General features: G+C 58.1%; 19 protein-coding genes. 17 read left to right on the forward strand and 2 right to left on the reverse strand.

Features of this window, described 5'->3' with window-relative positions:
* Positions 1–13: 13 nt before the first annotated feature.
* The 12 genes from RAK1035_RS05610 to RAK1035_RS05665 all read left to right on the forward strand — a co-directional run bounded on the left by RAK1035_RS05610 (position 14) and on the right by RAK1035_RS05665 (position 10,659).
* Positions 14–592 carry a thioredoxin family protein gene (locus RAK1035_RS05610; protein ID WP_008282788.1) on the forward strand — a complete coding sequence of 193 codons (579 nt, stop codon included), beginning with the start codon at positions 14–16 and terminating at the stop codon, positions 590–592.
* Between the two features lie 107 nt (positions 593–699).
* On the forward strand, positions 700–1,170 hold the full coding sequence (gene soxX, locus RAK1035_RS05615; RefSeq protein WP_037298674.1) for a sulfur oxidation c-type cytochrome SoxX: 471 nt from the start codon (positions 700–702) through the stop codon (positions 1,168–1,170).
* A gap of 40 nt (positions 1,171–1,210) precedes the next feature.
* A complete protein-coding gene (gene soxY, locus RAK1035_RS05620; RefSeq protein ID WP_008282790.1) occupies positions 1,211–1,627 on the forward strand; it encodes a thiosulfate oxidation carrier protein SoxY in 417 nt (138 codons plus the stop codon).
* Positions 1,628–1,649: 22 nt separating this feature from the next.
* Entirely contained in the window at positions 1,650–1,979 is a 330-nt protein-coding gene (gene soxZ, locus RAK1035_RS05625; protein ID WP_008282791.1) for a thiosulfate oxidation carrier complex protein SoxZ, read from the forward strand.
* 27 nt (positions 1,980–2,006) lie between these two features.
* Complete coding sequence (gene soxA, locus RAK1035_RS05630; protein WP_008282792.1) at positions 2,007–2,864, forward strand: sulfur oxidation c-type cytochrome SoxA; 858 nt, start codon at positions 2,007–2,009, stop codon at positions 2,862–2,864.
* Between the two features lie 99 nt (positions 2,865–2,963).
* Complete coding sequence (soxB, locus tag RAK1035_RS05635; protein WP_008282793.1) at positions 2,964–4,661, forward strand: thiosulfohydrolase SoxB; 1,698 nt, start codon at positions 2,964–2,966, stop codon at positions 4,659–4,661.
* A gap of 26 nt (positions 4,662–4,687) precedes the next feature.
* Positions 4,688–5,971: a sulfite dehydrogenase gene (gene soxC, locus RAK1035_RS05640; protein ID WP_008282794.1), complete on the forward strand. Its 1,284-nt coding sequence runs from the start codon at positions 4,688–4,690 to the stop codon at positions 5,969–5,971.
* Entirely contained in the window at positions 5,955–7,013 is a 1,059-nt protein-coding gene (locus RAK1035_RS05645) for a c-type cytochrome (RefSeq protein WP_008282795.1), read from the forward strand. The genes soxC and RAK1035_RS05645 overlap by 17 nt, the downstream gene beginning before the upstream one ends.
* A gap of 9 nt (positions 7,014–7,022) precedes the next feature.
* Positions 7,023–7,727: a c-type cytochrome gene (locus RAK1035_RS05650; protein ID WP_008282796.1), complete on the forward strand. Its 705-nt coding sequence runs from the start codon at positions 7,023–7,025 to the stop codon at positions 7,725–7,727.
* A gap of 28 nt (positions 7,728–7,755) precedes the next feature.
* The gene (locus RAK1035_RS05655; RefSeq protein WP_008282797.1) at positions 7,756–9,024 is read left to right on the forward strand and encodes an NAD(P)/FAD-dependent oxidoreductase; all 1,269 of its coding nucleotides are present in this window, start codon (positions 7,756–7,758) and stop codon (positions 9,022–9,024) included.
* Positions 9,025–9,061: 37 nt separating this feature from the next.
* A complete protein-coding gene (locus RAK1035_RS05660; RefSeq protein WP_008282798.1) occupies positions 9,062–9,493 on the forward strand; it encodes a DUF302 domain-containing protein in 432 nt (143 codons plus the stop codon).
* A gap of 101 nt (positions 9,494–9,594) precedes the next feature.
* On the forward strand, positions 9,595–10,659 hold the full coding sequence (locus RAK1035_RS05665) for a YeeE/YedE family protein (protein WP_008282799.1): 1,065 nt from the start codon (positions 9,595–9,597) through the stop codon (positions 10,657–10,659).
* A 7-nt stretch (positions 10,660–10,666) separates the two neighbouring features.
* Here the strand turns inward: RAK1035_RS05665 and RAK1035_RS05670 are convergent, their stop codons facing one another.
* A complete protein-coding gene (locus RAK1035_RS05670; RefSeq protein ID WP_008282800.1) occupies positions 10,667–12,064 on the reverse strand; it encodes an aspartate aminotransferase family protein in 1,398 nt (465 codons plus the stop codon).
* Positions 12,065–12,149: 85 nt separating this feature from the next.
* Positions 12,150–12,845 (reverse strand): GntR family transcriptional regulator, encoded by a 696-nt coding sequence (locus tag RAK1035_RS05675; protein WP_037298730.1) that lies wholly within the window; start codon positions 12,843–12,845, stop codon positions 12,150–12,152.
* A 141-nt stretch (positions 12,846–12,986) separates the two neighbouring features.
* Between RAK1035_RS05675 and RAK1035_RS05680 the strand changes: the two genes are divergently transcribed.
* From RAK1035_RS05680 to RAK1035_RS05700, 5 genes are all read left to right on the forward strand, one after another.
* Positions 12,987–14,075, forward strand: a complete 1,089-nt coding sequence (locus RAK1035_RS05680) for a polyamine ABC transporter substrate-binding protein (protein ID WP_008282802.1) — start codon at positions 12,987–12,989, stop codon at positions 14,073–14,075.
* 69 nt (positions 14,076–14,144) lie between these two features.
* A complete protein-coding gene (locus RAK1035_RS05685; RefSeq protein WP_008282803.1) occupies positions 14,145–15,269 on the forward strand; it encodes an ABC transporter ATP-binding protein in 1,125 nt (374 codons plus the stop codon).
* Positions 15,270–15,273: 4 nt separating this feature from the next.
* Positions 15,274–16,164 carry an ABC transporter permease subunit gene (locus RAK1035_RS05690; protein WP_008282804.1) on the forward strand — a complete coding sequence of 297 codons (891 nt, stop codon included), beginning with the start codon at positions 15,274–15,276 and terminating at the stop codon, positions 16,162–16,164.
* The gene (locus RAK1035_RS05695; protein WP_008282805.1) at positions 16,161–16,976 is read left to right on the forward strand and encodes an ABC transporter permease; all 816 of its coding nucleotides are present in this window, start codon (positions 16,161–16,163) and stop codon (positions 16,974–16,976) included. Before RAK1035_RS05690 ends, RAK1035_RS05695 begins: the two co-directional genes overlap by 4 nt.
* A complete protein-coding gene (locus RAK1035_RS05700; protein ID WP_008282806.1) occupies positions 16,973–18,298 on the forward strand; it encodes an NAD(P)/FAD-dependent oxidoreductase in 1,326 nt (441 codons plus the stop codon). The genes RAK1035_RS05695 and RAK1035_RS05700 overlap by 4 nt, the downstream gene beginning before the upstream one ends.
* Position 18,299 lies beyond the last annotated feature (1 nt).

The raw sequence follows: 18,299 nt of genomic DNA on the forward strand, positions 1-18,299 counted from the left end.
GAGGAGGACCAAGATGAAACGAGTTCTGACCCTGCTGGCCGCCGTCCTGTTTTCTCTGCCGGTCGCTGCGGCGGAATTGGGCGATGATGGCCTGCACAAGACCGACTGGATGCGTGACACCTTCAAGGACCTGCGCGAGGATTTGGAGGATGCCAACGCCGAGGGCAAAAGGCTGATGGTGATGATCGAGCAGCGCGGCTGCATTTACTGCACCAAGATGCACGAAGAGGTGTTTCCCCGCCCCGAGATTGCCGATTTCCTTCGCGAGAACTTCTTTGTCGTGCAGCTCAATCTGCATGGTGATCTGGAAGTGATCGATTTCGATGGCGAGTCGCTGAGCGAGAAACAGGCGGCGCGTAAATGGGGCCTGCTCTTTACGCCGTCGATTCTGTTCCTGCCAGAAGAGGTGGCAGAGGATCAGACAGCGGCACAGGCGGCGGTGGCAATGATGCCCGGCGCCTTTGGTCCGGGCACCACGTTGGATCTGCTCACTTGGGTGCAAGAAAAGCGCTATGCGCTTGATACTGAGGAAGATTTCCAACGCTATCATGCACGCCGCATCGCCGAACGGGAGGCTGAGAAATCGCAGTGAGAACACGCGCGGGAACACATTAAATTCAAGAATACGAATTTATTGTTGTGTGAGCGCGCGATTGTGTTCTATGATATACAAAAATCTGAATGTGTTAGGGAGGACGCATGAAACGATCAATTCTCACGGTGTCGCTGATATGCGCGACAATGAGCGCGTCAGCGGCCGAAGTTGCGCCGACGGATGTCAAGTTTACCGATGGGGCCATAACAGACTCATTAAGCGGCACGGTCGGTGACCCGGTGGCAGGCCGTGAGGTGTTGGCCAACCGAGCGTTGGGCAATTGCGTTGCCTGTCATCAGATCACCGAGATGAGTGACGTTCCGTTTCATGGTGAAATCGGGCCCATGCTGGATGGTACGGGTTCCCGGTGGAGCGAAGCCGAACTGCGTGGCATCGTGGCCAATGCCAAGATGATGTTCCCTGACTCGCTGATGCCGTCTTTCTATCGGACGGACGGGTATACGCGACCGGGCAACGCCTTTACCGGCGAAGCGGCGGACAGCACATTCGGCCCCCTCCTCACCGCACAGCAAGTTGAAGATGTGGTCGCTTATCTGGTGACCCTCAAAGAGTAATCGCGCCAGACAGCGTGACCAAGATCAGGAGTTTGAAAACATGACACTGACACGACGCAACGTGATGATCATGGGGGCAGGCGCCTTTGTCGCCTTTGGCTTGCCCATGCGCGCCACCGCAGCAGGCGAGGATCGCATCGCCGAATTCACCGGAGGCGCCGCTATTGCCGATAGCGGGATCACCTTGACCGCCCCCGAAATCGCCGAGAATGGCAATACCGTGCCGATCGAGGTTGCGGCCCCAGGTGCCGTTGAAATCCTTGTGCTGGCTATGGGCAACCCGACCCCCGGTGTTGCGACCTTCAAATTCGGCCCCTTGGCCGCATCGCAAACCGCATCCACGCGCATTCGTCTTGCAGGCACGCAGGACGTGGTGGCGATTGCCAAGATGAGCGACGGCTCTTTTGCCAAGGCATCGAGCAACGTCAAGGTTACAATCGGCGGCTGCGGCGGCTGAGGCATAGGTAGGAGAAACCAGAATGGCACAAGACGTCACACCCCGCGTCAAGGTTCCGAAATCCGCAGCCGCTGGCGAAGCGATTGCGATCAAGACCTTGATCAGCCACCCGATGGAATCCGGTCAGCGCAAGGATAAAGAAGGCAATATCATTCCGCGCTCTATCATCAATCGGTTCACCTGCGAGTTCAACGGACAGAGCATCGTCGACGTGACGATGGAACCCGCAATCTCGACCAACCCTTACATCGAATTCGCGGCCATCGTGCCCGAAGCCGGTGAATTCAAGTTCACTTGGTACGACGACGACGGCTCGGTTTACGAGGACATCAAGCCAATCGAGTTGAAGTAAGGGTCAATCGTCAAGGGAGGGACGAGAATGAAAAGAACAGGACGGATTACCGGTCTGATCGGCGCAACGGCGCTCTTGGCAGGGGCGGCCTTTGCCGAAGCTGTGGATGACACGCTGATCGTGAACGAAGAAATCGAGATTATCACCCGCACCGCAGCCCCTGCGCATCTTGCAGACAGCGTTGATGAAGTCTTGTCAGGGTGGCATTTCCGCGAAGCGGAAACCCGCGCCATGCAAGCCGATGATTTCGACAATCCCGGCATGATCTTTGTTGAGAATGCGATGACCGCGTGGGAAACCGCCGAAGGCACCGAAGGCAAATCTTGCGCAAGCTGTCATGGTGATGCCGCCGAGAGCATGAAGGGCGTACGCGCCGTCTATCCCAAGTGGAACGAGACCGCTGGCGAAGTGCGCACGCTTGAAATGCAGGTCAACGGCTGCCGGACCGAGCGTATGGGCGCAGAAGAGTGGAAATACAGCGGGACCGAGATGATCAACATGACCGCGCTGCTTGCCTCTGTCTCGCGCGGATTGCCGGTTAACGTTGCAATTGATGGGCCGGCTCAGGCGACTTGGGAGCTGGGCAAGGAAATGTACTATACCCGTTACGGTCAGCTCGAACTGTCTTGCGCAAATTGTCACGAGCAGAATTATGGCAACATGATCCGGGCCGATCACCTGAGTCAGGGTCAGATCAACGCCTTCCCCGCCTACCGCCTCAAGGATGCTGCGTTGGTCGGCGTTCAAAACCGCTTCCGTGGCTGTATCCGCGACACGCGCGGCGAAACCTTTGCTGTTGGCAGCCCCGAGTTCATCGCGCTTGAGCTTTATGTCGCGTCGCGCGGCAACGGTCTGTCGGTCGAAGGCCCGTCGATCCGAAACTAACCGGAATACCCCGCCTGACTTTCAGTCGGCGGGGTTTTCTATATCCAAAAACATTCAAGAATCCGCATGTGATAGGTGCGGGAGTTGGAAAGGTCCACCATGATCTCGCGGCGTGATTTTCTTCAGACAAGCATGGCGGCGTCAGCCATTCTTGGGGCGTCTTCCTTTGGCAATTGGGCGAAACTGGCGGCTCAACAGGCGCTCACTCAGGACCAACTGTTGCAATTCGACACCTTTGGCAATGTCAGCCTGATCCACATCACTGACATTCACGCCCAACTCAAACCGATCTATTTCCGAGAGCCGTCGATCAACATAGGCGTGGGTGGAAACAAGGGGGCCGTGCCGCATGTCACCGGGGCCGATTTCCGCAAGCTCTATGGCATCGACGATGGCAGCGCCTCGCATTATGCCCTGTCCGCTGGCGATTTCAGCGCGCTTGCGCAGGCCTATGGCAAGGTTGGCGGGCTGGACCGGATGGCGACCGTGATCAATGCCATTCGTGCCGACCGCCCTGATGCCATTCTACTCGATGGTGGCGACACATGGCACGGGTCATACACCTGCTACCACACAGCAGGCCAAGACATGGTCAATGTCATGAACGCGCTCAAGCCTGACGCTATGACCTTTCATTGGGAATTCACCCTTGGGTCCGCCCGCGTTCAGGAAATCGTCGAAAGCCTGCCTTTTGCTGCGCTTGGACAGAACATCTTTGACGCGGAATGGGACGAGCCGGTCGAGATCTTCCCACCCTACAAGTTCTTTGAGCGGGGCGGCGTCAAGATCGCCGTCATCGGTCAGGCCTTTCCCTATATGCCCATTGCCAACCCCGGCTGGATGTTCCCGGAATACAGCTTTGGTATCCGCGATGAGAATATGCAGGCCATGGTGGACGAGGTGCGTGGCCAAGGTGCTGAACTCGTTGTTTGCCTTAGCCACAATGGTTTTGACGTGGACAAGAAGATGGCAAGCCGTGTGACCGGCATCGACGTGATCCTGTCAGGCCATACCCATGACGCCCTGCCAGAGCCCGTTCTGGTTGGTGAGACGATCATCGTCGCCTCTGGTTCTAACGGCAAATTCGTGAGCCGCGTTGATCTTGATGTGCGCGATGGCCGGATGATGGGCTTTCGCCACAAGCTGATCCCGATCTTCTCGGATGTGATCGAGCCTGACAAAGAGGTGGCCACCCTCATCGAGGAACAACGCGCGCCCTATCTCGATCAATTGACCGAGGTGATCGGCAAGACCGACAGCCTGCTCTACCGGCGCGGCAATTTCAACGGCACGTGGGATGATCTGATCTGTGACGCGCTTTTGTCCGAGCGTGAGGCCGATATCGCCATGTCCCCCGGTGTTCGCTGGGGGCCAAGCCTGATCCCCGGTCAGGACATCACCCGCGAGGATATCTTCAACGTCACCTCCATGACCTATGGCAAAGCCTATCGCTCTGAAATGACCGGCGAATTCATCAAGGTCATTCTCGAAGACGTGGCCGACAACATCTTTAACCCCGACCCCTATTACCAGCAGGGCGGCGATATGGTGCGCATCGGTGGCATGGGATACCGGATCGACATCAATCAGCCGCAGGGCAGCCGGATCAGCGATATGACCTTGCTCAAGACCGGCGAGGCGATTGATCCAGCGAAATCCTATGTCGTCGCCGGTTGGGCCTCGGTCAATGAAAATACCGAAGGCCCGGAAATCTGGGACGTGGTCGAAAATCACATTCGCAAACTCGGCACGGTCAGTGTCGCCCCCAATAACAGCGTCCAAGTGATTGGCGCGTAACGACTTGCTGAAAGGAGGCATTTGAGATGTCAGGGACATTCAAAGGCAAACCCACCTCCCGGCGCGCCTTTTTGCGCGGTGGCGTGGCAGCGGCGGCTGGGGCCGTCGCGGCGGGTGCGGCACAGGCCGCCACCCCAGATCCACTGATTACCGAAGTGCAGGATTGGGCCATCAGCCTTGGCGATGGGGTTGATGCCACGCCCTATGGCCTGCCCATTGAATATGAGGCGGACGTGGTGCGGCGCAATGTGCCGTGGCTCACCGCCGATCCGATCAGCTCGATCAATTTTACCCCCATTCACGCGCTCGACGGAACGATCACACCGCAGGGCTGCGCGTTCGAGCGGCACCATTCCGGCGCAATCGACCTCAAGAAAGAGGACTATCGCCTGATGATCAACGGCCTTGTTGATACGCCGCTGGTCTTTACCTACGAGGATCTTGAGCGGTTCCCACGCGAGAACCACGTTTACTTCTGCGAATGTGCGGCCAACACCGGCATGGAATGGGCGGGCGCCCAACTGAACGGCGCTCAGTTCACCCATGGCATGATCCACAACATGGAATACACCGGCGTCTCCCTGCGCACCTTGCTGGAAGAGGCCGGATTGGACGCGGCAGGTGATCTCAAGGATAAATGGGTTTATGTCGAGGGCGCGGATGCGTCTTCCAATGGCCGTTCGATCCCCATGGCCAAAGCGCTTGGCGACTGCCTTGTTGCGTTCAAGGCCAATGGCGAGGCGCTGCGCAAAGAACATGGATACCCCGTTCGCCTTGTCGTACCCGGTTGGGAAGGCAATATGTGGGTCAAGTGGTTGCGTCGCATCGAAGTGACCGACGCCGCTGTCGAAAGCCGCGAAGAAACCAGCAAATACACCGACACGCTCGAGGATGGCACAAGCCGCAAGTGGACTTGGGTGATGGATGCCAAATCGGTCATCACCTCGCCCAGTCCGCAATCGCCGATCAAACATGGCAAAGGCCCGCTCGTGATCACTGGTCTTGCTTGGTCCGGTCATGGTGCGATCACGCGCGTGGACGTGTCCAAGGATGGTGGCAAGACCTGGGAAACCGCCCGTCTCGCCAAACCGGGCGAGGCCAAGGCGCTGACCCGTTTCTACCTCGACACAACATGGGACGGCGAAGAAATGCTGCTCCAGAGCCGTGCGATGGACGAGACCGGATATATCCAGCCGACCAAGGCGCAACTGCGCGAGGTGCGCGGCCTTAACTCGGTCTATCACAACAACTGTATTCAGACATGGTGGGTGCGGCCCAATGGGGAGGCAGAAAATGTCGAAGTTTCTTAAGTTTACGTTGGTCACAGGGTTTGCTCTCAGCGCCACGGCAACTGCCCTCTGGGCGGGTGAATACGGCCTAGGGCGGCCCGCCCTACCCGAAGAGATCGCGGCGTGGGATGTTAAGGTCATGCCAGACGGGCGCGGTCTTCCCGAAGGATCGGGCGACGTCTGGACCGGCGACGAGGTTTTTGGCGAGCATTGCGCGGTCTGCCATGGCGATTTCGCTGAAGGTATTGGCAACTGGCCCAAACTGGCTGGTGGTGCCGATACGCTTGACCGTGACGACCCGCTCAAGACGGTGGGCTCCTACTGGCCCTATCTCTCGACCGTGTTTGACTATGTCAACCGCTCCATGCCCTTTGGCAACGCGCAGAGCCTGACACCGGATGAGGTCTATGCCATCGTTGCCTATATCCTCTACTCCAACAACCTCGTGGAGGATGACTTTGAGCTGAGCCACGAGAATTTCTTGGATGTGGAATTGCCCAACGCGGGCGGCTTCATCGTCGATGACCGCGCCGAGACTGAATATGCGATCTGGCACGGCGATCCTTGCATGGAGAACTGCAAGGAAAGCGTAGAAATCACGATGCACGCCACCGTTCTGGATGTGACGCCAGACGAACAGTCCGTCCCAGACGAGGCGAGCGCAGCAGAGCCTGTCGACGTGGCCGAGGCCACCACGGAGCAGGAGGCGACCCCGGCCGCTGCCGAGGTGGATGAAATTGATCCGGCCCTTATCGCTGCCGGCGAAAAGGTCTTCAAGAAATGTAGCGCTTGTCATCAGGTTGGCGAAGGTGCCAGCAACCGCGTTGGCCCGATGCTAAACGGGGTTATGGGGCGTGCGGCGGGGTCGGTGGAAGGGTTCAAATACTCTGACGTGCTGCAAACCATGGCGGCGGATGGCCTGATCTGGACAGATGAAACGCTGACTGCGTTTCTCGCCAATCCACGCGGCTTTATGAAAGGCACCAAAATGAGCTTTGCAGGCCTCAAGAAGGATGAGGACCTCACGGCAATTTCAGCTTATCTTTCAAGTTTCAGTAAGTAGACTGAGGCCATGATAGCGCGCCGCCTCTTGCTCATTGCCCTGACCGCTGTTTTCGCGGCAGGCGCAGCGCAGGCCGAATTGGTGGGTGACGCAGAGGCTGGTGAGACGCTCTATGGACAGTGCAAAGGCTGTCATGAAATCGGGAAGGGGGCCGAGGACCGGATCGGCCCCCATCTCAATGGCCTCTTCGGGCGGCGTGTCGCGTCGCACGAAGGCTTTGCTTATTCCGCCTCAATGCAGCGCGCTGGGGTTGATGGGCTGATATGGGGCTTTGACACGCTCGACGCCTATATCGAAAATCCCCGCGCGCTCGTGTCTAAAACCCGCATGAGCTATCGCGGCATGAAGGACGCGCAGGATCGTGCGGATCTTATGGCCTATCTGCGCCGCTTTTCTGCAAGCCCCGCAAATATCCCCGAGGCCGCTCCAACCGCGCGGGGCACGGATCATACCGTTGATCCCGCAATTCTGGCGATTCAGGGCGACCCCGAATATGGCGAATACCTGTCTAGCGAATGCGTAAGCTGTCATCAGGCCGATGGCTCGAGCGACGGGATCCCATCCATTACCCGCTGGCCCGAAGAGGATTTCGTGGTCGCCATGCACGCATACAAAGACAAACTGCGTCCCCACCCGGTGATGCAGATGATGGCCGGACGCCTGTCGAACGAGGAGATCGCGGCATTGGCGGCCTATTTCAAGGACCTCGACTGAACCGAGGTCCATTCAGGGAGGACTGAAAATGACCTTTAACCGACGCAAGTTTATTGCCGTTGGCGCGGCAACAGCTGCGACCCTTTCGGCACCGCATGTCCTTGCCGATACCCACGGCAAGCCCCGTGTCGTGGTGATAGGTGGCGGATCAGGCGGGGCCACCGCCGCGCGCTATATCGCCAAGGACAGCAAGGGCGCGATTGATGTGACCCTGGTCGAGCCCTCGCGCAGTTATTTCACCTGCTACTTTTCCAACCTTTATATCGCCGGTTTCACCGAGCTAGACGAGATTTCCCACACCTATGGCACACTTGCAGCCAAATACGGGATCAACGTCGTGCATGACTGGGCCGTTGATGTGGACCGGGATGCCAAAACCGTCAGCCTCGCGGGGGGCGCGGTTCTGTCCTATGACAAACTGATCCTCAGCCCCGGCATTGATTTCGTCGAGGGCGCCGTGCCCGGTTGGTCCGTTGCCGCGCAGAACAAGATGCCTCACGCCTACAAGGCCGGATCGCAGAGCGAACTTCTCAAGGCGCAGATCATGGCGATGCCGCAGGGCGGACGCTTTGCCATGGTGGCCCCGCCCGACCCGTTCCGCTGCCCTCCGGGGCCCTATGAGCGGATTTCCATGGTGGCGCATGTGCTCAAGCAAACCAACCCAACCGCCAAGATTCTGCTGGTCGATCCAAAAGAGACATTTTCGAAACAGGCGCTGTTCGAGGAAGGCTGGGAACGCCACTACAGCGGCATGATCGAGCGGGTCGGCCCGGATTTCGGCGCAACAAACGTGACCGTCGATCCCGAGGCGATGACCGTGGACATCGACGGATCGGTCGAAAAGGTGGACGTTTGCAATGTCATCCCGGCGCAAAAGGCCGGACGTATTGCCGATATGGCGGGCGTCACCGATGGCAATTGGGCGCCTGTCAATGCCGCGGATATGTCCTCCAAGGCGGACCCGGACGTGCATGTTCTGGGCGATGCGGCCCAACAGGGCGATATGCCAAAATCAGGCTTTGCCGCCAATTCTCAGGCCAAGGTCTGCGCCATGGCGGTGCGCGGTGCGCTGACCGGCTCCAAGGTCTTTCCAGCCAAGTTCACCAACACCTGCTGGTCGCTCATCGCCCCTGATGATGGCGTCAAGGTTGGCGCTACATACGAGGCAACACCGGAAAAGATCGCCAAGGTCGACGGTTTCGTTTCGCAGACTGGCGAGGATGCTGTGACCCGCAAGGCAACCTATGAGGAATCTGTCGGCTGGTATGCCGGGATCACCACGGACATGTTCAACTGAATACGCGCGATCGCCACTCTGAAAGAGGAGATTTCCATTGAAACGCATAGTTCTGGCTGGTGCTCTGGCCCTGATTTCGCTGCCCGTCGCGGCAGCAGAGCAGGCCACCACCTATCCCTTTGACGGCAGCTTTGACGATGCAACCTTTGCCGTCGAAAGCGCCATTGTCGGTCGCGGGCTGGTCATTGACCTGCAAAGCCACGTGGGTGACATGTTGAACCGCACCGGCGCAGATGTGGGCAGCGATGTCAAAATCTTCGACGCAGCGGATATCTTTCTGTTCTGTTCCGCCACTCTCTCGCGCGAGGTGATGGAGGCAGACCCCATGAACATCGCCCACTGCCCCTATGGTATCTTTGTCGCCGATCAGGGCGGCGAGGTCTTGATCGGCTATCGCAACTACCCAGAGGGCGAGATGCAAAAGGTGCAGGCGATGCTGGACGATATTGTTCAAGAGGCGCTGCAATAAGCGAGTGCAATCGGGCTGCTTCGGCGGTCCGATTGACGCATATCAAGGCGTGTAGACCCCTGACTTGATATCTGATCACATCTTTCATCGCAGGGCGGCAGATGCTTGAATCCTTGATAGACAGATTTGGCGACGGGGCGGTTCTGGCCATGGCGGGCGCTCTGGTCGGCGTGCTCTTTGGTGCCGCCGCCCAACATTCCCGGTTTTGTCTGCGTGCCGCCTCAATCGAGGTGGCAGAACGCAGGTTCGGGCCACGCCTCTCGATCTGGCTTATCGCGTTTTCGGCTGGTGTCGCCTCGGTGCAAGGGGCAATTGCGCTCGGCCTGCTTGACGTTTCAGAGGCGCGGCCACTGGCAGCCACGGGCAGTATGTCGGGAGCCATTATCGGTGGCCTGATGTTCGGGGCGGGCATGATCCTTGCGCGCGGCTGTGCCAGCCGTTTGCTTGTTCTCTCTGCCACCGGCAACTTGCGCGCCATTATAACCGGCCTTGTTCTGACGCTCGTGGCGCAATCGGCGCTGCGGGGTATTCTGGCCCCCTCGCGTGAGGCATTGGCAAGCCTTTGGCTGATGCCTGGGGGTGAGGCGCGCAATATCCTGTCACTCCTCGGTATGAGCCCGGGCATGGCGGCACTGATCGCGGCACTGGTTCTGGCGGCGGGGTGTTTTCTAGCGTTTCAGCGCGACGTGCGTTTCAGCCACGCCCTTGCCGCCGCTCTGGTTGGCTGTGCGGTGGGTCTTGGCTGGCTGCTGACCTATGCCATTGCCCAGACCTCGTTCGAGGTGGTCGAAATCTCTTCTGTTACCTTTACGGGCCCGTCCACAGATACGCTGATGGGATTGGTCAACAGCACCAGCCTGCCGCTTGGTTTTGGTGTGGGCCTTGTGCCGGGGGTGTTTACCGGTGCCGCCACCATGGCCATCCTAACCCGCGAATGGAAGATCGAGCGGTTTGGTCCCGACACCCCGATGGAGCGTTATCTGATCGGGGCTGCGCTGATGGGTTTTGGCAGCATGCTTGCGGGCGGCTGTGCGGTGGGTGCGGGCATGTCGGGTGGGGCGATATTCGCTCTGACTGCATGGGTGGCCGTGACCTGCATGTGGATCGGTGCAATGGCCACGCATCTCATGCTGACCGGGCGCGTGTTGCGCCCGGCCACATCGTAATTTCGCCTCAGGCGGCGGCCTTCATCAAGCCTTCATCGCGGATTTGCTTTTCCGCTTGATCGAGCGATATCCACGCCCGTTCGATCAGCGTGTCGATTTCGGACTTCGAGATCACAAGTGGCGGCGATATGATCATACGGTCGCCTACATGGCGCATCACCAGATTATTGGCAAAACACCGCTCGCGACAGATATAGCCTGCGGTGCCCGGCTCGGACGCAAACTTGGCGCGGCTCGCTTTGTGCGGGGTCAGCGCCAGCGACCCCATCATGCCGATAATCCGGGTTTCACCAACCATCGGGTGCTCTGCCAGAGAGTTCCACTTTTCTTGGAGATACGGCCCGGTGTCATGCGCCACGCGCTCGATGATCTTTTCCTCTTCGAGAATGCGCAGGTTCTCTAATGCAACGGCACAGGACACCGGGTGCCCCGAATAGGTGTAGCCGTGGTTGAATTCGCAGGCGTTGATCACCTTGGCCACCCGATCCGACACAAGAGAGCCGCCAATCGGCGCATACCCAGAACTCAGACCCTTGGCGATGGTCATGATATCGGGACGGATGTCATAGGTCTGGCTACCGAACCAGTTGCCGGTGCGGCCAAACCCACAGATCACTTCGTCGGCAATCAGGAGGATGCCGTATTTATCGCAAATCCGCTGAATCTCGGGCCAATAGCTGTCGGGCGGAATGATCACGCCACCCGCGCCCTGCACTGGCTCTGCGATGAATGCGGCGACGCGGTGCGCGCCCAATTCCTCGATCTTGGCCTCCAACTGTCGGGCGCGTTCCAGGCCGAATGCTTCGGGGTCGCTATCGCCGCCCTCGGCATACCAGTGCGGCTGGTCGATATGGTAAATGTTGGGAATAGGTAGGCCGCCCTGTGCGTGAATGCCGGACATGCCCCCAAGACTGCCGCTGCCCACGCTAGAGCCGTGATAGGCATTCTTGCGGCTGATGACCACGTTGCGCTCGGGCTCGCCCAACTGCGCCCAATAGGTACGGACCATGCGCAGGTTGGTATCATTCGCCTCAGATCCGGACCCAGCATAGAACACATGGTTGAACCCCTCCGGTGCCAGCTCTGCCAGCTTGGCCGAGAGCGCAATGGCAGGCACATGGCTCGTCTGGAAAAACGTGTTGTAGAACGGCAATTCCATCATCTGGCGCGCTGCGACATCTGCCAGCTCTTTGCGCCCATAGCCGATATTCACGCACCAAAGCCCGCCCATACCGTCGAGGATCTCATGCCCCTCGCTGTCGGTCAGGGTCACGCCTTTGGCTCGGGTGATGATCCGCGCGCCTTTGGCGCTCAGTTGATTGCCATGGGTAAAGGGGTGCATGTGGTGTGCGGCGTCCAGCGCCTGCAACTCAGCGGTCGGCATATGGTTGGTGATCATCGTCATGGCATTCCCTTTCCCGAATCGGTTCGGCCACGCATGCGCGACCCTCACTTCAAAAATATGATCAAATTATCCAGTGTCAATCGAATCAGTAGAGCGCGCCCGATCGCTCCAGGGAATGGCGCACTTGTTCCATTCCTTGGATCACGTCCTCGCGAATGGCGCGGGCGGCGGCCTCTGCATCGCGGGCATGCATCGCGGCGAGCATATCCTTGTGCTTGTCTGGCAGGTTCTGCGTGCCCATGCGCCCGCAAACCACGCGGAGCGATGGCCCAAATCGAAGCCAGAGCCCATCGGCCACATCAGCCAAAATAGGTGCCTGTGCGATTTCATACAGCCGTTTGTGGAAGCGATAGTTCAGTTCAAGGTAAGCGCGCAAATCACCGCGTAGAATCGCGCGATCCAGCTCGTCGTCCAGACCCGCAAGCCAATCCAGATCCTCTAGGCTTGCCCGCTCGGTCGCGCGCAGCGTCAGATAGGGATCAAGCCATTGTCGCGCATAAATCAATTCGCTGATGTTATCGGCCGTCAACAGCGGCACAGAGACCCGGCGATTGCCCTGAAATTCTAGCGCGCCCTCCGCAATCAGGCGGCGTATGGCCTCGCGCACGGGGGTCATCCCTGCGCCCAAACGTTCCGAGAGTCCTTGGATAGTTACGGCCTCTCCCGGTGCCAAATCACCAAACAAGACCAGATCGCGCAATTGCCGATAGATCAACTCATGCGCCGGAAGGCGCGTTAAATCCCCGTCGATCGTGCTGAATTTCTGTGCGGCGGTGGTCATCGGCAAGGCAATCCAATCAGGCATCTCAATGTCCGGCCTTGCGAGTTTAGCCTGTGCATGAAAACATTACCATATTGCCATGAGCGGAAATTTTTGATCAAATCCGCACTAAGGCAGACACATGCCGACCAACGGGAGAACATGATGAGAAATCTGATACTGACCACAACAGCCGCTGTCGCGCTTGGCGCTTTTGCCGCGCAGGCCCAAGAAGTAAGGGTGTATAACTGGTCTGATTACATCGACGAAGAGTTGCTGACAAAGTTCGAGGCAGATACGGGCCTCAAGTTGATCTATGACGTCTTCGACAGCAACGAGGTTTTGGAAACCAAAATGCTCGCAGGTGGTTCGGGCTATGACGTTGTTGTGCCATCTGGCACCTTCCTGCAGCGTCAGATTCAGGCTGGTGCGTTCCAGAAACTGGACCTCTCCAAGCTTCCGAACCATGCCAACATGTGGGACGTGGTGAGCAGCCGCACGGCTCAATACGACCCTGATAACGCCTATTCCATCAACTACATGTGGGGCACCACGGGCATCGGCGCGAATGTCGGAAAGGTCAAGGAATTGCTTGGTGAGGATGCACCGCTCGATAGCCTCGAACTGGTGCTGAACCCCGACAACATGGCCAAGCTGGCAGAATGCGGCGTGCACTTCCTTGATGCGCCCGCCGAGATGATCCCGATGGCCCTGAAATACATCGGTGAAGACCCCAACAGCCATGATCCCGATGTGATTGGCAAGGTCGAGGACGTGTTGATGGCTGTGCGTCCGCATATCCAGAAATTCAACAGCTCAGAATATATCAACGCGCTCGCCAATGGCGATATCTGTGTGGCTGTTGGTTGGTCCGGCGATATTCTTCAGGCGCGTGACCGCGCGGCAGAGGCCGACAATGGCGTCGAGATCGTCTACAACGCGCCCAAAGAAGGGGCGCAGATGTGGTTTGACCAAATGGCGATCCCGGTCGATGCCCCCAATCCCGAAGGCGCGCATGTGTTCCTGAATTTCATCATGGACGCACAGAACATGGCCGCCGCGTCGAACTATGTCTATTACGCGAATGGTAACAAGGCGAGCCAAGAGTTTCTGATCGAAGATGTGATTGGCGACCCGGCGATCTATCCGTCGGAAGAGGCGTTGAACAACCTCTTCACAACCACGCCTTATGACGCCGGCGTGCAGCGGACCGTGACCCGCCTCTGGACCAAGATCAAGTCTGGCACCTGACCCGAACAGGATCATCGCCCGCGCAGGACTAGGCCCTGCGCGGGCACTCTCAAACAGTCGGGGGCAGGTATGGCACAAGTTGTTTTCGAGCCTTGGAATGATCCCAAGGCAAAGCCGCTTATCCAATTCAAGGGCGTGACCAAGCGGTTTGGTGATTTTACCGCGATCGATAACCAGACATTCGACATCTACGAACGCGAGTTCTTTGCATTGCTTGGCCCTTCGGGCTGCGGCAAGACGACGATGATGCGCATATTAGCGGGATTTGAAAAGCCGACCGAAGGCAAGATTATCCTAGCCGGTCAAGACCTTGCGCCGATCCCCCCAAACAAGCGCTCTGTGAACATGATGTTTCAGTCCTATGCGCTGTTTCCGCATTTGTCGGTCTGGGAAAACATCGCCTTTGGTCTCAAGCGCGATGGCAAGCCAAAGGACGAAATCGCCGCCCGTGTTGACGAAATGCTCAAGCTGACGCGCCTGCAACAATTCGCCAAGCGCAAGCCGCATCAGATTTCTGGCGGCCAGCGCCAGCGCGTGGCCCTTGCGCGCAGCCTTGCCAAGGCACCCAAACTACTTTTGCTCGATGAACCGCTTGGTGCCCTTGATGCGAAACTGCGTCAGGCGACCCAGTTCGAGCTGATGGACATCCAAGAAAAAACTGGCACCACATTCGTTATCGTGACCCACGATCAAGAAGAGGCGATGACTGTAGCTAGCCGCGTGGCGGTGATGGACAATGGCCGTATCATTCAGGCCGACACGCCCGCGCGCATCTATGAGCTGCCGAATTCCGTTTACGTGGCCGATTTTATCGGCGAGGTCACGATCATCCCCGGCACCGCCCGCAAATCTGGGGAAGGGTATGAAATCGCCTATGCCGAAGGCATGACGCCGCTTTATGCCGAAACAGAGACCGCCTTTGACAATGGCGAGACCTGTCACATCGCACTTCGCCCTGAAAAAGTGGCAATCAGCGCCGAACAACCGGCTGACCGCCGCAATGCCGTGCAGGGCAAGATCATCGACATCGCCTATCTTGGCAATCTCTCGACCTATCACGTGGCCCTGCCCAATGGTCAGATGATCAAGGCGCAAACCGCCAATACGCGCCGCCTGTCCCGGCGTGGCTTTACTTGGGAAGACACCGTCTGGCTGTCGTGGACCGACACCGCCGCCGTGCTCTTGAAAGGGTAGGGGGATGCGCCGCTTTGCCCTGATATTCCTGCCATATATCTGGCTTCTGGCGCTGTTTCTGGTGCCGTTCCTTATCGTATTCAAGATCAGCCTGAGCGATATCGCCACAGCCATTCCGCCCTATACCCCAACCTTGGAGTTCTCGCAGGGTTGGGAGAGCATCAAGACGTTTTTCAGCGCGCTTGATTTTGACAATTTCCTCTTTTTGACGACCGATGATCTTTATTGGAAGGCGTATATTTCTTCACTCCAGATCGCCTTTTTTGCTACTCTTCTCACGCTGTTGGTTGGGTATCCCATAGCCTATGGCATGGCCAACGCACCTGATCACTGGCGCCCGACCTTGATGATGCTCGTGATCCTGCCGTTTTGGACCAGTTTTCTCATCCGGGTTTACTCTTGGATGGGTATTCTTTCGACAGAAGGTTATCTCAATCAGGTGCTCTTGAAACTTGGCGTTATCTCTGAGCCGTTGATCATCCTCAACACGCCCACGGCGGTTTACATCGGCATTGTCTACACCTACCTGCCGTTCATGATCCTTCCGATTTATTCCGCGCTCGAGCGGATGGATGGTTCCCTGCTTGAAGCGGCCGAGGATCTTGGCTGTTCGAGAATGAAGGCATTTTGGCTGATCACGGTGCCGCTGTCGAAGACCGGTATCATCGCGGGTTGCTTTCTTGTGTTCATCCCAGTCATTGGCGAGTTCGTTATTCCCTCCCTCTTGGGCGGATCGCAGACCCTGATGATCGGCAAGGTCCTGTGGGAGGAGTTCTTTAATAACCGTGACTGGCCTGTGGCCAGTGCCGTGGCAGTTGTTCTTTTGCTGATCCTGATCATCCCTATCGTGCTCTTTCAACGTAACGAGCAAAAACAGCGGGAGGCCGAAGAATGAGACGGCTCACATGGTTCAACGCCACCTCGCTGACGCTTGGTTTTGCCTTTCTCTACCTGCCGATGATCATCCTGATCACCTATAGCTTCAACGAGTCCAAGTTGGTCACGGTCTGGGCCGGGTTCTCGACCAAATGGTACGGTGAATTGCTCAGCAACCAGTCTTTCCTTGATGCCGCTTGGGTGACGGTCAAGGTGGCGGTGGCCTCTTCTACCATCGCAACGATCTTGGGCACTATGGCGGCCCTCGTTTTGGTCCGCGCTGGGCGCTTTTATGGGCGCACACTGTTTTCCGGTATGATCTATGCGCCTTTGGTCATGCCAGAGGTGATCACTGGCCTGTCGTTGCTGCTTCTATTCATCGGGATTGGTCTTGATCGCGGAATTTTTACCATCATCCTCGCGCATACTACCTTTTCGATGTGTTTCGTTTCTGTCGTTGTCTCGTCGCGGCTTGTGACCTTTGATCGCTCTCTGGAAGAAGCGGCGCTTGATCTGGGTTGCTCGCATTTTGACGCCTTCCGCCTTGTCACGCTGCCGATCATCGCGCCTGCGGTTATCTCGGGCTGGCTTTTGGCATTTACCCTGTCGCTTGATGACCTCGTGATCGCCAGCTTTACTGCTGGTCCTTCGGCAACCACCCTTCCGATCAAGATTTGGTCGGCGGTGCGCCTTGGGGTGTCGCCCGAGATCAATGCGCTCTCGACCATCATGATTGGCATTGTCGCTGTCGGCGTGATTTCTGCCTCGCTGATTACCAAACGTGCCTCCCTGCGCCAGCAGGCTGACGAACGCGCCGCCGTGCGCGCATGAGTCGGGTATTTCCGGCCCATACCTATGGTGAAGGGCCAAGAGAGCGTGGCTATTGGCAAACCACGGCAGACCGGCCTGATTACCCTACCGCAGAGGGAACGATCACCTGCGATGTTGCAGTGATTGGCGCAGGGTTCACTGGGCTTTCCGCTGCTTTGCATCTTGCTGAGGCGGGGCAAGATGTGCGTGTGTTCGAGGCGCAGACGCCCGCATGGGGTGCTTCTGGGCGAAATGGCGGCTTCTGCTGCCTTGGTGGCTCTGCGGCGTCGGATGCCATGCTCCGCAAGATGCACGGCGAATCCGCGCGCCGCGAATACCGCCAGAGCGAGGTTGAAGCGGTGCGCTTGACCCGCTCCTTGATCGACACCCACGGGATCAGGCCGGATGTTCATTCCGACGGTGAAACGGTGCTTGCTCACACCGCCAAAGCCGCCACAGGCTTTGCTGACCGCGCCGCCCGGATCAAAGCCGATTATGGGGTTACACCCACGCTGATCCCCGGCTCTGAGTTGACCCAAATGGGGATGAAAGGCCCGTTCTACGCGGCGCTTACGACTCCTCTTGGCGTGGCCCTCAACCCGTTTAAATACACAATCGGTCTTGCCGGTGCCGCAAGCCGGGCAGGCGCACGGATTTACGCCCACTCACCTGTGACGGGCATTCGACAGACCAACAGCTTTACTCTCACAACCCCAAAGGCACAGATCACCGCCCGCCGTCTGATCGTCGCTACCAATGGGTATTCATCGGACGATCTGCCGGGTTGGATGCGTGGGCGCTATATCCCCACACAATCCAACGTCATCGTCACCCGCCCCCTGACCGAGGCAGAGTTGGCTGACCAAGGCTGGACCACGCGGCAAATGTGCTATGATGACCGTTTTTTTCTGCATTATTTTCGCCTGATGCCTGACAACCGCATGCTCTTTGGTATGCGCGGGGGCCTTTTCAGTTCGCCGGGATTTGATGTCCGCATGCATCGCACGATCCGGCGGCATTTCGAGGCGATGTTTCCGGCGTGGCGCCATGTCGAGACACCATATAGCTGGAATGGGCTGCTCTCATTGGCCCCGGATTTAACGCCCTACGCCGGGCCGATTCCGGATATGCCGGGTGCCTTCACCGGCCTGAGCTATCACGGCAATGGTGTGGCAATGGCAAGCTATGCTGGCGCGATCCTGGCCGATCTGGCGATGAACCGCACCCCCCGCACCCTCTATCCCGAAATCATGGCCAAACCGCCGGGCAAATGGCCCTTGGGCCGTTTTCGCCGCGCGATGCTGTGGCCACCTTATGCGCTGGCGACACTCACCGGAGGCTGAT

This window comes from Roseovarius sp. AK1035 (assembly GCF_003288315.1).
Lineage (GTDB): Bacteria > Pseudomonadota > Alphaproteobacteria > Rhodobacterales > Rhodobacteraceae > Roseovarius > Roseovarius mucosus_A.

What these genes read in the sequence shown, in the direction of transcription:
- soxB (WP_008282793.1), top strand. Translation starts at nt 2,964, where the DNA reads ATGATCTCGCGGCGTGATTTTCTTCAGACAAGCATGGCGGCGTCAGCC.
- RAK1035_RS05680 (WP_008282802.1), top strand. Translation starts at nt 12,987, where the DNA reads ATGATGAGAAATCTGATACTGACCACAACAGCCGCTGTCGCGCTTGGC.
- soxA (WP_008282792.1), top strand. Translation starts at nt 2,007, where the DNA reads ATGAAAAGAACAGGACGGATTACCGGTCTGATCGGCGCAACGGCGCTC.
- soxC (WP_008282794.1), top strand. Translation starts at nt 4,688, where the DNA reads ATGTCAGGGACATTCAAAGGCAAACCCACCTCCCGGCGCGCCTTTTTG.
- RAK1035_RS05670 (WP_008282800.1), bottom strand. Translation starts at nt 12,064, where the DNA reads ATGACGATGATCACCAACCATATGCCGACCGCTGAGTTGCAGGCGCTG.
- RAK1035_RS05690 (WP_008282804.1), top strand. Translation starts at nt 15,274, where the DNA reads ATGCGCCGCTTTGCCCTGATATTCCTGCCATATATCTGGCTTCTGGCG.
- RAK1035_RS05650 (WP_008282796.1), top strand. Translation starts at nt 7,023, where the DNA reads ATGATAGCGCGCCGCCTCTTGCTCATTGCCCTGACCGCTGTTTTCGCG.
- RAK1035_RS05655 (WP_008282797.1), top strand. Translation starts at nt 7,756, where the DNA reads ATGACCTTTAACCGACGCAAGTTTATTGCCGTTGGCGCGGCAACAGCT.
- RAK1035_RS05685 (WP_008282803.1), top strand. Translation starts at nt 14,145, where the DNA reads ATGGCACAAGTTGTTTTCGAGCCTTGGAATGATCCCAAGGCAAAGCCG.
- soxZ (WP_008282791.1), top strand. Translation starts at nt 1,650, where the DNA reads ATGGCACAAGACGTCACACCCCGCGTCAAGGTTCCGAAATCCGCAGCC.
- soxY (WP_008282790.1), top strand. Translation starts at nt 1,211, where the DNA reads ATGACACTGACACGACGCAACGTGATGATCATGGGGGCAGGCGCCTTT.
- RAK1035_RS05700 (WP_008282806.1), top strand. Translation starts at nt 16,973, where the DNA reads ATGAGTCGGGTATTTCCGGCCCATACCTATGGTGAAGGGCCAAGAGAG.
- soxX (WP_037298674.1), top strand. Translation starts at nt 700, where the DNA reads ATGAAACGATCAATTCTCACGGTGTCGCTGATATGCGCGACAATGAGC.
- RAK1035_RS05610 (WP_008282788.1), top strand. Translation starts at nt 14, where the DNA reads ATGAAACGAGTTCTGACCCTGCTGGCCGCCGTCCTGTTTTCTCTGCCG.
- RAK1035_RS05665 (WP_008282799.1), top strand. Translation starts at nt 9,595, where the DNA reads ATGCTTGAATCCTTGATAGACAGATTTGGCGACGGGGCGGTTCTGGCC.
- RAK1035_RS05695 (WP_008282805.1), top strand. Translation starts at nt 16,161, where the DNA reads ATGAGACGGCTCACATGGTTCAACGCCACCTCGCTGACGCTTGGTTTT.
- RAK1035_RS05645 (WP_008282795.1), top strand. Translation starts at nt 5,955, where the DNA reads ATGTCGAAGTTTCTTAAGTTTACGTTGGTCACAGGGTTTGCTCTCAGC.
- RAK1035_RS05675 (WP_037298730.1), bottom strand. Translation starts at nt 12,845, where the DNA reads ATGACCACCGCCGCACAGAAATTCAGCACGATCGACGGGGATTTAACG.